This window comes from Agromyces mediolanus, from assembly GCF_014648575.1.
In the GTDB taxonomy this organism is placed as follows: domain Bacteria; phylum Actinomycetota; class Actinomycetes; order Actinomycetales; family Microbacteriaceae; genus Agromyces; species Agromyces mediolanus.
The window spans coordinates 716,312-729,541 of record NZ_BMRJ01000002.1 but is presented as its reverse complement, the minus strand read 5'-3'; the positions used below and the strand labels follow the sequence as shown (position 1 = coordinate 729,541).

Below are 13,230 nucleotides of genomic sequence, written 5' to 3'. Positions count from 1 at the left end.
GCTAGGCCGATCGGATCGGCGAGGCCAGAGCCGGGACGCGTCATCGACGGCCGGATGCCTCGGCGCCGAAGTCTCCGCCGATGTCGGCGGGGCGCGGCAGAATCGAGCCATGACGAAGCCCACGCAGATCGATCCGCCCCAGCTCTTCCGCAGCCCGGCGTTCGCGCAGGGCATGCTGGCCCCGGCCGGCCCCGTGCTCTACGTCGGCGGCCAGAACGGCACCGACGCCGAGGGCGCCCTGCTGAAGGGCCTGCGCGCCCAGACCGAGCAGGCGCTGCGCAATGTGCTCGCCGTGCTCGCCGATGCCGGCACCGACGCCGAGCACGTGGTGAAGCTCACGATCCACCTCGCGCCCGGCATCGACCCGACCGACGCCTACGCCGCGACGCGCGAGGTGTGGGGCGACCACCGCACCGCGGTCACCGTGCTCACCGTCGCCCCGGCCCGGCCGGGCGCGCTCGTCGAGATCGACGCGATCGCCGCGGTGCCCGCGGCCTGAGGCGCGGCGCCGCTCAGGCGGCGAGCCGCCCGACCGCACGCGCCCGGATGAGCACGGCCTGCCCGTCGAGGTACGCCACCGGCAGCTCCTCCACCGCGACGAGCTCGATCGTCGCCGGGTCGGCGCCGGCGAGGCGGGCGCGCTCGGCGGCCTCGCGCGAGGCATCCTCCCGCGAGGTGCGACGGTCGGTGCCCTCGAGCCGGTAGATCTTCTCGACCTGCCCGGCGATCTCGCCGAGCGCGGCGCCCACCGCGTTGGCCGCGCCGAAGTGCTCGGGGCGGATCAGCTCCGCGACCCCGTCGAGCTCGTCGGGCGCGATGATGCTGCCCCCGCCCACGAGGATGACCGGCACGGGGGCGGCGTTCGGCTTCATGCGATCGATCGAGTCCTCGAGCAGTTCGCGGATGCCGGCCCAGGCGGCCGCCCCGGTCGCGGCATCCAGCTCGGGAGGGGTGAGGCCGTCGATCGTCGCGCCGCCGACCGCAAGCGCCACATCGGTCGCGGTGAGCGTGCCGCCGCCGAAGGCGAGGCCCTCCTGCGGCAGGCGGTAGCCGACGCTGTCGGGTCCGACCGTGACGCCGTCGCCCTGCGGCCGCACGATCGTGCCGCCGCCGAGCCCGACGGACAGCACGTCGGGCATGCGGAAGTTCGTGCGGATACCGCCGATCTCGACCGCGTGCGCCGACTGCCGCGGGAAGCCCCCGACGAGCACGCCGATGTCGGTCGTGGTGCCGCCGATGTCGACGACGAGGGCGTCGCTCGCCCCGGAGAGGTGCGCCGCGCCGCGGATCGAGTTCGTCGGTCCGCAGCCGATCGTGAGCACCGGGAACTCGAGCGCGTACTCGAGCTGCATGAGCGTGCCGTCGTTCTGCCCGAAGTACGGCGTCGCCTCGATGCCGCGGGCGCGCAGCGCCCCGACGAAGCCATCCGCCATCTGCGTGAGCGTGCGCATCAGCGCCGCGTTCAGCACGGTCGCGTTCTCGCGCTCGAGCAGTCCGAGCGAGCCGATGCGGGCCGAGCGCGAGACCGGCACGCCGAGCTCCTCTGCGACGATCGCGGCGACCCGCTCCTCCTGCCGCTCGTCGACCGGCGAGAAGACGCCGACGACGGCGACCGCGTCGACCTCCCCGCGCATGCTGCGGCAGGCGGCGCGCACGGCCTCCTCGTCGAGCGGGGCGAGCAGGCGCCCGTCGACCTCGTAGCCGCCCGCGACGAGGTGGGCGTGCTCGCCGATCGCCCGGCGCAGGTCCTCGGGCCAGCCCTCGAGCGGCGGCACGGCGGTCGTGGCCGGCGCGCCGAGGCGGAGGATGCCGACCCGGCCGAGGCCGCGGCGCTCGACGATGGCGTTCGTGCAGTGCGTCGTGCCGAGCATGGCGTGGGTAACGAGCGCCGGGTCGATGCCGGCGGCCTCCAGCACGGCGTCGATCGCGGCGGCGACGCCGTCGCCGGTGTCGGCGGTGGTCGGCCGCTTCACCGAGGCGACGACGTCGAGCCGGCCGTCGAGCACGACCGCGTCGGTGTTCGTGCCGCCGACGTCGATGCCGATGCGGTAGCCCTGCGCTGCGGTCATCACGCCGCCTCCTTCCGCTCGCGCCGCTGCCGGGCGAGCTGTTCGACGGGGATCCAGTCGACGTCGTAGCCGAAGTGGCCGGGACCCGCGGTCGCGAGGCCGGCCTCGGTGCGCCACTTCTCGTGGCAGGGCATGGCGATCACCGTGACCCGCGCGCCATAGCGCAGCGCCTCGGTCGTGATCGGCAGGCCGGTCGCGAGGTCGAGCACGGCGATCAGGTCGGGCGTGACCGCGGCGAGCTCGCCGTCGCGGCGGGCGAGCAGCATCTCGTTCTGGAAGTCGAGGCGGAAGGCGCTGCCCCGGTCCTCGCCGACGCCGTCGAGCTCGGCCGCGCCGCGGGTGAAGCCGCCGACGACCTCCCGCTGCAGGTCGGCGACCTTGCCGTCGAACAGCCGCACGGCGTCGAGCTCCGCGCAGAGCGCGTCGATCTTCTCGTCGTCGCGCAGTTCGGCGCCCGAGGCATCCCGCCCCAGCAGGATGCGGCCGATCCGCTGCGCCTGGGTGAGCGTCGCCGGGATGGCGCACTCGCGCACCACCTCGCCGCCGTACGCGTAGTCGATCATCGTGGCCGCACCGCCCATCTCGACGGTCGCGGCGCGGGCGAGCCGCTCGGACCACGCGCCGTCGACGGGCCGGCTGACCACCTCGTTGCCGTGGTGGTCGACGAGCACCGTCGCGCCCGGGCCGTAGCCGGCGAGGTGGAACGTCACCATCTGCGCCTCCGGGAAGGCCCGGCCCATCGCGTCGCCGTCGACCACGGGGAGCCCGGCCAGCGCGGCCGCTGCGATCGGCAGCATCGAGTTGCCGCCGCCGACCTCGATCGGCATGATCGCGGTCGGCACGCGGCGCACCGCGCCCTCGATCGCCTCGAGCGCGGCGAGCAGCTCGGACTCGGCCTGGATGCGCTCGACGCTCACCGAGGGCGCGCCGATGCCGCCGATCGGCACGACGAAGTCGCGGTCCTCGAGGTCGTCGACGTCGATGAGGCGCACGGGGCCGTGCAGGCGGATGAGCCGCTTCGCGATGAGCGAGCCGACGTGCGGGTCGCCGCCGCCGCCCGTGCCGAGCACGGCCGCGCCGAGGGCGATCTCGTCGATGTCGGACTCGGTGATGAGCCGCTCGCTCATGCGCGGGCCTCCTCGGGGTCGCGGCCGGCGCCGGCGGCGGCCCCGGTAGCGGCGCTCGCAGCGGACTCGACGCGCTCCGGCAGTTCGCGCCGGCGCAGCGGCAGCAGCGCGAGGTAGACCACGAAGCCGACGATGAGCCCGTCGAGCGCCGAGATGGTGGTGAGGCTGAACCAACCGAAGCCGAGGCCGTCGGCCGGGTTCGTCGTCGCGAGCGCGACGAGGATGCCGACCGCCCACGCCGCGATCGCCCAGCCGTCGACCGTCGGCACCGTCGCGCCCGCGCTCCACCGCGCGCTGCGGCGGCCGGTGAGGTACGCGGCGAGGTAGACGCCGCCGTACGGTGCGATGACGACGCCGATCGCGAGGATGAACGGCACGAAGAAGTCCGCGGCGCCCGCGACGGCGATGACGATGCCGATCGCCCCGCCGATGATCGTCAGCGTTCGCCGGTTCAGGCGCCCGTTGATCGAGGCGAAGCTCAGCGCCGCCGAGTAGATGTTCGTGGTGTTCGTCGTCCACTGCGCGAGGATCAGCACGACCACGGCGATGACGCCGAGCCCGAGGGCGAAGTAGATGGTCATGAGCTCGGACTGGTTCATCACCCGGGCGAGCAGGATCGCGACGACGATGATGATCGAGTTGCCGAAGAAGAAGCCGACGAAGCCGGCCGCCATCGCCTGCTTCGGCGTCTTCGCCCAGCGCGCCATGTCGGGCGCCGACACGACGCCGAGGATGAAGATGCCCATGACGAGCGACACCGCGCCGCCGAAGGTGATCGTCGCCTCGACCGGGGCGTCGAGGCCGCTCGCGCCGTGCATCGCGAAGGCGACGATGACGCCGACCACGAGCAGGATGAGCAGCAGCGGCACGGCGAGGGTGCTGAGCCGCGAGATCGAGCGGTAGCCCCAGAGGGCGGTGAGCACCATGAGCACGCCGCCGATCGCGGTGAACAGCTGCACGGGCATCTCGAACCCGGTGAGCTCGGTGAAGGCGATCTGCGCGTTCGAGCCGAAGAAGCCCGCCTGCACCGCGAACCAGCCGAGCAGGCTGATCGCGAGGGCCAGGGCGAGCACGGCGCCGCCGATCTTGCCGAACACGGCGCGCGAGATCATCGCGGTGGACAGCCCGGTCGCGGCGCCGACGTAGGCGCACGCCATCGCGAGCAGGCCGAGCAGCAGGGAGCCGGTCACGGTCGCGAGGATGGCGGGCCAGAACGCCATGCCCGAGGCGAGGGCGATGCCGAGGAAGGCGCCGGAGAGGTCGATGCCGATGGCGATCCAGACGGCGGCGATGGAGATCCAGCTCTTGCGCTGGTCGGCGGGCACGGTGCCGTGCTCGTAGTCGGTCGAGTCCATGGGGGTTCTTTCGGAAGCGAGAGTCCGACCTGCCCGACGTTCATGAACGTCGGGCAACTCGGGAGTTCGGGGGAGGGAGTGGGATGACGGTCAGGCGGACAGCACGGCGGCGAGCTGCCGCCAGGCGTGCTCGAATCGCTCGCGGTACACCTCGGGCGCGTAGTGCGTGAGCTGCAGGAACAGGCCGTCCATGATGACGAAGACGAGGGCCGTGAACCCCTCGGGGTCGCCCGGGGCGAAGCTGCCCGCCGCGACGCCGTCGTCGTACGCGCGCCGCACGGCGGCGGCGAGCTCGGACTCGGTGTCGAGGAAGATCTGCCGCAGCGCCTGCCCGTCGGGGCCGTATTCGGCGAGCGCGGCGCGCAGGCTGAACTCGGCGAGGTCGGGTCGGTCGCGGTAGTACGACTCGATACCGCCGAGGAAGTGGCGCAGCCGCTCCAGGGGCGGCAGTGCGCCGCTTCGCTGCACGAGCTCGTCGAAGAACGCGGTGTGCTCGACGACGACCTCGGCGTAGACCGCCTCGTACAGCGCCTCCTTGCTGGGGAAGTGCGCGTACAGGGAGGGCGTCTTGATTCCGACGGCCCCGGCGATCTCGCGCAGGCTCGCCTCGGCGTAGCCTCGTCGCCCGAACACCGCACGGGCTTCGGAGAGGATCAGCGCTCTGGTCATGGCCTGCCTAACGATCATTAGTTAGGCAGAGGTTAGTCCGCGATGCCGCGGCATGCAAGAGCGGTTTCGCCGTGCGTCGGCCGTCAGAGGGCGAGCTTGAAGCCCACGTGGGACGCTTCGAAGCCCAGCCGCTCGTAGAAGCGGTGGGCCGCTTCGCGGCGCGCGTCGCTCGTGAGCTGCACGAGCCGGGCGCCGCGCTCGCGGGCGCAGCCGATCGCCCACTCGATCATCGCCGCGCCGATCCCGCCGCCGCGCAGCGCCTCGTCGACACGAACCGCCTCGATCTGCATCCGGGTCGCCCCGCCGCGGGACAGGCCCGGGATGAAGCTCAGCTGCATCGTGCCCACGATCGCGCCGCCGGGGCCCTCGACGACGACGAGCAGCTGCGAGGCATCCGCGTCGATGACCTCGAACGCGCGCAGCGCGGCGGCGTCGTCGCTGCGCGACTCCTCCCGGCGCAGCACGTCGCCGGCGAGCAGCTCGAGGATCGCCTCGACGTCGTCGCGCTCGGCGCGGCGCAGCGCGTAGCGGGTTCCGGATGCCTCGATGGTGGTGAGCGTCACGCTCCCACGATGCCACGCACCGAGGCATCCACCGACCCCGCGGGCGCTCAGTCCGCCGTGACCGCGCGGACGAAGCCGGCGACGTTCTCGCGCAGCGCCTCGATGCGGCGCTCGCGCGCGGCCTCCACATCGAAGCCGAGATAGGCGACCGGCGGCCGCTTCCTGACGTTCTTCGAGCACTGGAAGTCGGCGCAGACGAGCGTGCCGACGGTGTCGCCGCGCCGGCCGGCCTGGCCGCCGCGCTTCGCGACGTAGAAGAGCACGTCGTTCGGCAGGTGCACGTCCTCGCACCACGCGCACTGCGGCCGGGAGCGCAGGCGCCCCTCGGCCCGCCGCAGCATGATGCCCACGGGGCCCTGCTCGCCCGGGACGACCGCATACGCGACGAGCGGGAGCTTGGGATCGCGCCAGCCGAGGAAGTCGAGGCGATCCCAGTCGAGCTCGGCGAAGCCGGGCGGCAGGGTGAGGGCGGCGCGTTCGCGCACGCTGGCGTTGACGAAGGAGGCGCGGATCTGCGCGTCGTTCAGGGAGTGCATGGTGAAGTGACCTTTGTCTGCGTGGCGCCCGGAGACGGGCGACCGGAGGAATCGTTGACCTCGGCGCGCGGGCGCGCCGGACCGCGGCCCCTCCTGCTCGCGCGCGGAGGAACCGGGGGCGGGGTCACCTGATCGCGGCGCGTGGGGCGCCGGAGACCTCCTGGATGCAGACGGATCGAAGCACGGAGTCGAGTGTACTCCGGTGCGCGAGCGGGAGGCCCGGCCGGCTCAGCGGTCGGCGTAGCGGTCGAGGAAGTCGATGGTCTGCACGAAGGCCTCCTGCGCCTCGTCCAGCTTGAAGTGGAACTGGTACTCGTGCGGGAGCTTCGGTTCGTGGTCGGCCGGCCAGAACAGCTCGGTCGTCTCGACGCCGGCGTCCTGCAGGGCGGTCGACATCGGGATCGACTCGATCCAGGTGAGCGCGTCGCCGTTGCCGCCGCTGATGAAGGTGGGCGGCAGCTCCTCCGTGACGAACTCGATGGTCGACATCGTGCTGCCCGCGTAGTCGCTCGACCAGTTCTTCGTGCCCGTGTACGCCCACAGCGCGACCTTGAGCCCCCACTGCCCGATGCCGTTCAGCTCCGCCATCGCGGGCAGGTCGTAGACGCCGCAGTTCAGCACGAGCGCCGAGAGCTGCTGCGGCTGCAGCGCGGGCTCGATGCCGAGGAGGTGCGCGTACTTCTCGTTCGTGGTGAGCACCGCGAGCTGGCTCGCGAGCTGTGCGCCGGCCGAATCGCCCGCGAGCACGAGGTGGTCGGGGTCGACGCCGTACTCCTCGGCGTGCTCGAGGAGGTAGCCGAGGGTGTCGTTCAGCTGGTTCACCGCGGTCGGGTAGGTGGCTTCGGGTGCGACGGTGTAGTCGACGCCGATCGCCGTGTAGCCGTGACTCGCGATGAGGCTCAGGTAGGGGGCGACGTTCTCCTTCGAGCCCGAGATCCACGCGCCGCCGTGGATCCAGACGACCGTGGGGTGCGCGCCGGTCGCCCCGGCCGGGGTGAACACGTCGAAGCCGGTGCCGGGCCCGCCCGCGACGTCCGTCGCCTGGTCGAGCCGCGCGTCGACCGGGCCGGCGGGCTCGGGGCCGTACTCGAGCATCTCCTGCACCGTCGCCGCGCCGCCCTGCTCGAAGACCGAGCGGATGAGCATCGCCGCGGGCCAGGGCGTCGCCGAGGTGATGCCGGTGACCGCGACGATCGCGAAGGCGGCGATGAGCGCGGCGAGGGTCCAGCGCCGCGCGCGGCGCGAGAGCGGCGGGCGACGGTCGAGGACGGCGGCGGCAGGGTCTGTGCGCGGTCGACTGGTCACGCCTCACATGCTGGCAGGCGGGCCGCGTTCACCCGTGCGACGCGCCGGGCGCGCCGGCGCCGGCGACGAGCGCCATCGCGGCGAGCGCCGCCCGGAACCGCTCCTCGTCGATCGCGATGTCGCCCGCGCCGGCGAGGAACTCGGCCATCATCAGCCGCCCCGCTCCGGTGGCGGCCGCGACGGTGAGCGTCGCCTCCACGAGCGGATCGCCCGGCAGTCGCCGCGCGTCGGGATGCCGGGCCAGCCAGTCGGCGAGGAGGGCGACGAGTCCGGCCTCCAGCTTCGCGACGGCCGCGGCGTGGTGGTGCGCGAGAGCGGGGTCGGCGGCGACGAGGGCCACTCGTGCGCGCGCCACCTCGGTGTTGACCCGCTGGCTGCCGAGCGCGTGGAGTCCCACGTAGAAGACCCCGACGGCGAGTTCGCCGGCGTGCGCGTCGAGGATCGCCTCGCTCGTGGCGTCGGGCGCGAACTCGGCGGCGCGCCCGAAGATCGCCTGCTCCTTGCTCGGGAAGTAGTTGAAGAAGGTGCTTCGCGAGACCCCGGCCTCCCGGCAGATCGCCTCGACCGTCGCCGCCGCGATCCCGTCGCGCAGCGCCAGGCCGACGGCGGCCTCCTCGATCGCGTTCTCGGTCGCGCGCCGCTTGCGCTCGCGCAGGCCCCCGGAGCTGCGCGAATCGTCCATGTCCCCATTATGCGTGACTTGCCCCCAGTCTTGGACTGAGTACAAACTTGCACTTTGTCCAAGATTTCGGGAGTACGGATGAGCACCGCCACGGACACGACCACGACGAACCGACACGAGGGCGCCATGAGCACCCGCGCCGATGACGGCTACTTCGGCCCGGCCAGCGTCAGCTGGCGCCTGTTCGCCGATCCCGCCTCGAAGCTCGGCGGCATCGCCGCCATCCTGCTCCAGGCCCTCAACCCCGAGATGATGCGCCTGTTCGAGCACACCACGAACCTGTCCCGGGACGCCCAGGGCCGCGCCGAGCGGACCGCGCGCTACATCGACACGACCGTCTTCGGCGACCGCGCGCACGCCGACGCGGCCGGCGCCTCCGTGCGGCGGATGCACGCGCACGCGAGCTGGACCGATCCGGCGACCGGCCGCACGCTCCGCGCCGACACCCCCGAATGGATCGAGTGGACGCACAGCACGGTCGTCTGGGGCGTCCTGCGCGCGGCCGAGGCGTTCGGCCCGGAACTCAGCCGCGCCGAGCAGGACGAGTTCGTGCGCGAGCAGCACGTCGCCGCCCGGCTCGTCGGCATCGAGCACGCGCTCCCGGCGACCCGCGCGGAGCTCGACGACTACGTCTCGGCGCAGCGCGAGCGGCTGGCGCTCACGCTCCCGGCGGCCGAGCTCAGCCGGAGCCTGCGCCGGCCGTCGCTCGGCGGCAACCCGGTGAAGGTGTGGACCGGCGTCGTGATCCAGGACGGCATCCTCTCCCTCCTGCCGGACTGGGCGCGCCTGCTCTACGGCATCGAGGGCCGGCCGATGAACCTGCGCGCGGCGGCCGGGACCACACGCGGCCTCGTCCGCGCCGCACGGCGCAACGCGGGCTACGAGCGGACGATCGCCGAGCTCACCACGCGGGTCGACACGCACCCGTACCGGAAGCTGCGCCGCCCGGCCTGAGACGCGTGACGCGCCGGAGCCGCGGGGGAAGCGGCTCCGGCGCGTCGCGGGAGCGGACGGATGGCCGGGCTACTGCACCGACCAGCCGCCGTCGCTCGGCAGCACGGCGCCGTTGATGTTCACGCCGTCGTCGCTCAGCAGGAAGGTGATCGACGCGGCCAGCTGCTCGGCGGTCGCGATCGTCGGGATCTGCTGCTGGAACGGCGTGAGTCGGGCCTGCCCGGCCTCCGAGACGTGCGGCGGGAAGGGGATGCCGGTCGCGACGCCGCCCGGGGCGACGGCGTTCACCCGGATGCCCTGCGGCCCGTACATGAAGGCGGCGCTGCGAGTCAGGCCCACGACGCCGTGCTTCGACACGGTGTACGCGTTGCCCGAGGCGTTGCCGCGGATGCCGGCCTCGCTCGCGACGTTCACGACCGAGCCGCGACCGGCCTCCACCATGCCGGGCAGCACCGCGCGGGTGAGCTTGAAGACGCCGGTGAGGTTGATGCCGATGACGCGGTCCCAGATCGCGTCGCTCGTCTCGGCGAGCGGCGAGAAGTCGTCGTTCACGCCGGCGACGTTGGCGAGGCCGTCGATGCGGCCGCCCGCCGCGGCGACGACGCGGTCGATGTCGTCCTGCTTCGTGACGTCGGCGGCGACCGCGACGACCCGCCCCTCGGGCGCGGAGGCCGCGAACTCCTCGAGCCGCTCGGCGGAGATGTCGACGGCGACGACCCGGCCGCCCTCGCGCACGATGCGCGAGGCGGTGGCGCGGCCGATGCCGGAGGCCGCGCCGGTCACGACGATGGTGCGGCCGTCGAAGCGGCCGGGCGTCACGCGCTCCTGCCAGCCGGATGCCTCGGCGTCGTCTTCGGGCATGACGCCGCCGTTCGCCTTCAGCACGAGGTCGTCGATCACGGACTGCGGCAGCTGGCCCTGGCTGAGGGCGACGAGCTGCTGCAGCGGGAGCCCCTTGATCGGGGCGAGCGTCTCCTCCGAGGCGCCGCTCGCGGCGAGCAGACCGCGCACGAGGGGGCCGCCCTCCGGGTGCTCGAGCCACTGCTCGATCGAGCTGTTCGCGGTGAGGGGGTGGTGCGACATCGGGGTCTCCTTCTTCGGTCCCAGGCGCGTGATCTCGCGTCCTCTTCAGGGTACCCGACACTTGTTGGAAAACCGACGAATGTCGGAACTCTCCCAGCTCTCGCGCCGTCGAGCTGGCAGAATCGCACGGTGGATGCACGAGTCGAACGGACCAGGCGGGCGCTGCAGGGCGCGCTGCTCGACCTCGCCCACGAGCGGCCGTACGACGAACTGAGCATCAGCCTCATCGCCGAGCGCGCCGGCGTCAACCGCAGCAGCTTCTACCAGCACTACGGCGACCGCGACGAGCTCCTCGCCGATGCCCTCGACGCCGCAGCCGACGCCGCCGGTGCGAACGCCCCCGAGCTCGAGCTCGTGCCGACCGGCCGGCCGCCGGAGGGCATGGCGCACTTCCTCAGCCACTTCGCCGACCACGCCGAGCTCTACCGGCGTGCGCTCGGTCCGCGCGGCTCCGCGCTCGTCGTGGCCCGGCTCCGCGGCCGCGTCGCCGCCCTCGTGCGCGAGGGCGTCGCGCGCACCCGCTCGCACGCCTTCGACGAGATGCCCATCGAGGTCGCCGCGGCCGGCCTCGCCGGCTCGATCGTGGGCGTCATCACCGCCTGGCTCGAACTCGACCCGCTGCCCGACGTCGACGTCGCCGCCGAATGGCTCTGGCGGATGGTGCTCGGCCCCGGCGACACCCGCGAGCTGCCGTAGCGCGGTGCGCCGTCGCGGTGTCGGCGGCGGGTGCCAGACTCTACGCATGGGGATCGAAGTCCGCCCGGCCGACGTCTTCGACGACGTCGCCGCCGTCATCGGGCCGAAGAAGCCGACGTCGAACGTGTGCTTCTGCCTGAGCTACCGCCTGCTGTCCTCGAAAGAGAACGTGTCGCTGAAGGAGCCGGCCCGCTCCGCCCGGGTGCGCGAGCTCTGCGCCGAAGATCCGCCGCCCGGCGTGCTCGCCTACGACGGCGACGAGCCGGTCGGCTGGGCCGCCGTGCACCCGCGCGCCGACACGAGCTTCGCGAAGAACCGGCGCATCCCGCACGTCGACGAGCTCGACGTGTGGTCGGTGTGGTGCTTCCGGGTGCGTCCCGGCCATCGCAAACAGGGCCTCGTGCACCACCTGCTCACCGGGGCCGTCGAGTTCGCGCGCGAGCGCGGCGCGCCCGCGATCGAGGGCTACCCGGTCGACAACCGGGGCGAGAAGGTCGACCTGACGATGGCCTACGTCGGCACCCGCGCGGTGTTCGAGGCGGCGGGCTTCGAGAAGGCCGCCGACACGCAGTCGGTGCTGTCGGGGCATCCGCGCGTCATCATGCGGCTCGACCTCAGCTGAGCGCGAGCTCCCGAGCGGCGCCGAGCGCCGCGTCGGCATCGGCCGCCGCGCCGGGCTGCCCGTGATCGGCGCGCACGACGCGCAGCACCGAGAGCGCCGGGTCGGCCGCGCCGCGGACGTGCCCACCGGGCATGGCCGCGATGCGGCGCAGGAACGCGACCACCTCGGCGGTGATGCGCTCGCCGGGCAGCACGTTCGGGATGCCGGGCGGGTACGCCGCGAGCGAGTCGGTCGACACCCGGCCGACGGCCTGCTCGATCGGCACGGCCTCGCCCGGCGCGAGGAAGGCGTCGCGGGGGCGCATCACGAGCGGCCCGGGTGCGGGCAGCGCGAGCGCGCCGGCGCCGGCGACGAGGGCCTCGCCGGCGGCGGGCTCGACGGCCGGGATCGCGTGCAATGCCTCGACGACGCGATCGACGTCGGGCACGGCACCCGCGCCGAGCACGGCGACGACGGCCGAGTCGGTCGAGATCTCGAAGGAGACGCCCTCGTGCTCGAGCCGCTCGCGCACCGCGTGCCCGTTCAGCCCGGCGGCGCCGACGTCGATCGAGACCCGCAGCGGGTCGACCGCGACGATGTCCTCGAAGCGGTCGAAGCCGTCGCTCACGATGCCGAAGCGGCCGTGCGCCCGGACCGCCTCGCGCAGCCGGTCCGCCGCCTCGATCGACCGGGCGATGCGGGCTTCGCCGTGCTCGATGCTGTCGCGGGCGAGGTCGAGCGAGGCGAGCAGCAGCGCACTCGTGCTCGTCGACTGGGTGAGCGCGAACGCGCGCTCGAGCAGCGGCTCGAGCTCCGCGGCGAACGGCCCGTCTCCGAGGTGCAGCATGGCCGACTGGGTGAGGCTGCCGGCGAGCTTGTGCGTGCTCGAGACGACGAGGTCGGCGCCGAGCGCGAGCGGGTTCTCCGGCAGCGCCGGGTGGAAGCCGAAGTGGGCGCCCCAGGCGGCGTCGACGATGAGCGGCGCGCCGACCGCGTGGGCGGCCTCGGCGAGCGCCGCGACGTCGGCGACGGCGCCGAAGTAGCTCGGCGTGATGAGGTAGACGGCCTTGGGCTTGGCCTCGCCGTGCTCGATCGCCTCGCGGAGGGCGGCGGGCGAGACGCCGTGGTTGATGCCGAGCACGGGGTCGATCGTGGGCGAGACGAAGGCGGGCACGAGGCCGGCGAGGATGATGCCGTCGATGAACGAGGAGTGCGCGCTGCGCTGGGCGAGCACCGGAGCTTCCGCCGCCCGGAAGGAGCCGAGCGCGATGGCCGCCATGCGGTTCGCCTGCGAGGCGCCGTTCGTGAGGAACCAGGTGCGCTTCGCGCCCCAGGCCCGGGCCGCGAGCCGCTGCGCCTCGTCGAGCGCGTTGCCCGGCCCCTTGTCGAGCCCGGAGAGCAGCGGCGTCACGTCGTGGCGCAGCAGCTCGGCCCCGAAGTACTCGGCGAGCGCGGGCGCCGCCTCGGCGTCGGCGCCGTGCCCGGGCACGTACAGTCGCACCCGGTCGTCGCGGGCGGCGTACTGGGCGAGGGCGTCGGCGTAGGGGGCGGTCATGCCTCGATCCTCCTCCCGGGGGCTTCGATACGGAA

The 13,230-nt window shown here is 73.4% G+C and carries 14 protein-coding genes; 4 read left to right on the top strand and 10 right to left on the bottom strand.

All coding sequences use genetic code 11. From position 1 onward, the window contains the following. The first annotated feature begins 109 nt into the window (after nucleotides 1-109). A complete protein-coding gene (locus IEY71_RS13230) occupies nucleotides 110-499 on the top strand; it encodes a RidA family protein (protein WP_189085779.1) in 390 nt (129 codons plus the stop codon). A gap of 13 nt (nucleotides 500-512) precedes the next feature. Here the strand turns inward: IEY71_RS13230 and IEY71_RS13225 are convergent, their stop codons facing one another. The 8 genes from IEY71_RS13225 to IEY71_RS13190 all read right to left on the bottom strand — a co-directional run bounded on the left by IEY71_RS13225 (nucleotide 513) and on the right by IEY71_RS13190 (nucleotide 8,306). Beyond that, a complete protein-coding gene (locus IEY71_RS13225) occupies nucleotides 513-2,069 on the bottom strand; it encodes a hydantoinase/oxoprolinase N-terminal domain-containing protein (RefSeq protein WP_189085778.1) in 1,557 nt (518 codons plus the stop codon). Continuing rightward, nucleotides 2,069-3,196, bottom strand: a complete 1,128-nt coding sequence (locus IEY71_RS13220) for an S-methyl thiohydantoin desulfurase family protein (protein WP_189085777.1) — start codon at nucleotides 3,194-3,196, stop codon at nucleotides 2,069-2,071. The genes IEY71_RS13225 and IEY71_RS13220 overlap by 1 nt, the downstream gene beginning before the upstream one ends. Next, a complete protein-coding gene (locus tag IEY71_RS13215; RefSeq protein ID WP_189085776.1) occupies nucleotides 3,193-4,551 on the bottom strand; it encodes a cytosine permease in 1,359 nt (452 codons plus the stop codon). Before IEY71_RS13215 ends, IEY71_RS13220 begins: the two co-directional genes overlap by 4 nt. A gap of 90 nt (nucleotides 4,552-4,641) precedes the next feature. After that, a complete protein-coding gene (locus IEY71_RS13210; RefSeq protein ID WP_189085775.1) occupies nucleotides 4,642-5,220 on the bottom strand; it encodes a TetR/AcrR family transcriptional regulator in 579 nt (192 codons plus the stop codon). Nucleotides 5,221-5,303: 83 nt separating this feature from the next. Then, entirely contained in the window at nucleotides 5,304-5,783 is a 480-nt protein-coding gene (locus IEY71_RS13205; RefSeq protein WP_229781734.1) for a GNAT family N-acetyltransferase, read from the bottom strand. Nucleotides 5,784-5,830: 47 nt separating this feature from the next. Next, nucleotides 5,831-6,319 (bottom strand): FBP domain-containing protein, encoded by a 489-nt coding sequence (locus tag IEY71_RS13200; protein ID WP_189085774.1) that lies wholly within the window; start codon nucleotides 6,317-6,319, stop codon nucleotides 5,831-5,833. Between the two features lie 228 nt (nucleotides 6,320-6,547). After that, entirely contained in the window at nucleotides 6,548-7,624 is a 1,077-nt protein-coding gene (locus IEY71_RS13195; protein ID WP_229781733.1) for an alpha/beta hydrolase, read from the bottom strand. A 28-nt stretch (nucleotides 7,625-7,652) separates the two neighbouring features. Next, on the bottom strand, nucleotides 7,653-8,306 hold the full coding sequence (locus tag IEY71_RS13190; protein ID WP_189085773.1) for a TetR/AcrR family transcriptional regulator: 654 nt from the start codon (nucleotides 8,304-8,306) through the stop codon (nucleotides 7,653-7,655). Nucleotides 8,307-8,384: 78 nt separating this feature from the next. On the opposite strand from IEY71_RS13190, the gene IEY71_RS13185 reads away from it, so the two are divergent. Next, complete coding sequence (locus tag IEY71_RS13185; protein ID WP_189085772.1) at nucleotides 8,385-9,260, top strand: oxygenase MpaB family protein; 876 nt, start codon at nucleotides 8,385-8,387, stop codon at nucleotides 9,258-9,260. A 69-nt stretch (nucleotides 9,261-9,329) separates the two neighbouring features. Here the strand turns inward: IEY71_RS13185 and IEY71_RS13180 are convergent, their stop codons facing one another. Then, nucleotides 9,330-10,343, bottom strand: coding sequence for an SDR family NAD(P)-dependent oxidoreductase (locus IEY71_RS13180; protein WP_189085771.1), 1,014 nt, complete (start codon nucleotides 10,341-10,343; stop codon nucleotides 9,330-9,332). A 129-nt stretch (nucleotides 10,344-10,472) separates the two neighbouring features. Here IEY71_RS13180 and IEY71_RS13175 point away from each other — a divergent pair, with 129 nt between their 5' ends. Further along, the gene (locus IEY71_RS13175; protein ID WP_189085770.1) at nucleotides 10,473-11,039 is read left to right on the top strand and encodes a TetR/AcrR family transcriptional regulator; all 567 of its coding nucleotides are present in this window, start codon (nucleotides 10,473-10,475) and stop codon (nucleotides 11,037-11,039) included. A 46-nt stretch (nucleotides 11,040-11,085) separates the two neighbouring features. Then, nucleotides 11,086-11,661 (top strand): GNAT family N-acetyltransferase, encoded by a 576-nt coding sequence (locus IEY71_RS13170; RefSeq protein WP_189085769.1) that lies wholly within the window; start codon nucleotides 11,086-11,088, stop codon nucleotides 11,659-11,661. Here IEY71_RS13170 and IEY71_RS13165 read toward each other — a convergent pair. Beyond that, on the bottom strand, nucleotides 11,654-13,195 hold the full coding sequence (locus IEY71_RS13165) for an aminotransferase class I/II-fold pyridoxal phosphate-dependent enzyme (RefSeq protein WP_189085768.1): 1,542 nt from the start codon (nucleotides 13,193-13,195) through the stop codon (nucleotides 11,654-11,656). The two genes, IEY71_RS13170 and IEY71_RS13165, sit on opposite strands and share 8 nt — an antisense overlap. Nucleotides 13,196-13,230 lie beyond the last annotated feature (35 nt).

Excerpts from the sequence above, each read along its gene's own strand:
- IEY71_RS13215 (WP_189085776.1), bottom strand. The coding sequence starts at position 4,551 with ATGGACTCGACCGACTACGAGCACGGCACCGTGCCCGCCGACCAGCGC.
- IEY71_RS13165 (WP_189085768.1), bottom strand. The coding sequence starts at position 13,195 with ATGACCGCCCCCTACGCCGACGCCCTCGCCCAGTACGCCGCCCGCGAC.
- IEY71_RS13220 (WP_189085777.1), bottom strand. The coding sequence starts at position 3,196 with ATGAGCGAGCGGCTCATCACCGAGTCCGACATCGACGAGATCGCCCTC.
- IEY71_RS13170 (WP_189085769.1), top strand. The coding sequence starts at position 11,086 with ATGGGGATCGAAGTCCGCCCGGCCGACGTCTTCGACGACGTCGCCGCC.
- IEY71_RS13180 (WP_189085771.1), bottom strand. The coding sequence starts at position 10,343 with ATGTCGCACCACCCCCTCACCGCGAACAGCTCGATCGAGCAGTGGCTC.
- IEY71_RS13185 (WP_189085772.1), top strand. The coding sequence starts at position 8,385 with ATGAGCACCGCCACGGACACGACCACGACGAACCGACACGAGGGCGCC.
- IEY71_RS13190 (WP_189085773.1), bottom strand. The coding sequence starts at position 8,306 with ATGGACGATTCGCGCAGCTCCGGGGGCCTGCGCGAGCGCAAGCGGCGC.
- IEY71_RS13200 (WP_189085774.1), bottom strand. The coding sequence starts at position 6,319 with ATGCACTCCCTGAACGACGCGCAGATCCGCGCCTCCTTCGTCAACGCC.
- IEY71_RS13225 (WP_189085778.1), bottom strand. The coding sequence starts at position 2,069 with ATGACCGCAGCGCAGGGCTACCGCATCGGCATCGACGTCGGCGGCACG.
- IEY71_RS13210 (WP_189085775.1), bottom strand. The coding sequence starts at position 5,220 with ATGACCAGAGCGCTGATCCTCTCCGAAGCCCGTGCGGTGTTCGGGCGA.
- IEY71_RS13230 (WP_189085779.1), top strand. The coding sequence starts at position 110 with ATGACGAAGCCCACGCAGATCGATCCGCCCCAGCTCTTCCGCAGCCCG.